Annotated in this window: 1 protein-coding gene; it reads left to right on the top strand. The window is 65.5% G+C overall.

Going from position 1 to position 333, the window contains the following annotated elements:
- Window positions 1–333: aldehyde dehydrogenase family protein (locus tag IB272_RS34570; RefSeq protein WP_192445901.1), on the top strand; the 333-nt coding region annotated here is incomplete at both ends.

Here is a 333-nt window from a genome sequence, read left to right as displayed (position 1 = left end):
ATCCGGTGATCCGCAAGATGTCGTTTACCGGCTCGACCCCGGTCGGCAAGATGCTGGCGGCCCTTGCCGGCCAGCACATGAAGCGCGCGACGATGGAACTGGGCGGGCATGCGCCTGTCATCGTCACTGATGATGCCGATGTCGAACGCGCCGTCGCCATCATGTCCGCCAGCAAGTACCGCAATGCCGGCCAGGTCTGCGTGTCACCGACCCGCTTCCTCGTGCAGGAGCGCGTCGCCGATCAGTTCCTCGACGGCTTCGTCGCCGCCTCGAAGACGATCAAGGTCGGCAACGGTCTCGAAGCCGGCGTCGACATGGGGCCGCTTGCCAACG

The organism is Ensifer sp. ENS08, from assembly GCF_014852195.1.
GTDB classification, from domain to species: domain Bacteria; phylum Pseudomonadota; class Alphaproteobacteria; order Rhizobiales; family Rhizobiaceae; genus Ensifer; species Ensifer adhaerens.
This window is presented reverse-complemented; position numbering and strand designations above follow the sequence as displayed.